The following is a 234-nucleotide window of genomic DNA, read 5'->3' on the forward strand; positions in this document are numbered from 1 at the left end:
CCTGCTCGCCGTCACCATGGCGATGGGCGTCCCGCTCGCCTTCGTGATCCCCCGGGTCGCGGCCCGGATGCGGAACCAGGGCCCGATCGTCGTCTTCCTGGGCTTGTGCGGCCTCATCGGCTACGCGGGTCTCTTCCTCGCCCCGTCCGGCGGGGCCTGGGCCTGGGCGGTGCTCCTGGGCGTCTCGAACTGCGCCTTCCCGCTCGCCCTCACGATGATCAGCATGCGTTCGCG

The 234-nt window shown here is 71.8% G+C and carries 1 pseudogene; it reads left to right on the forward strand.

From position 1 onward, the window contains the following. Positions 1-234, forward strand: a pseudogene (locus G3I42_RS24635) (MFS transporter); the annotation flags it as partial.

This window comes from Streptomyces sp. SID11385 (genome assembly GCF_010548245.1).
Lineage (GTDB): Bacteria > Actinomycetota > Actinomycetes > Streptomycetales > Streptomycetaceae > Streptomyces.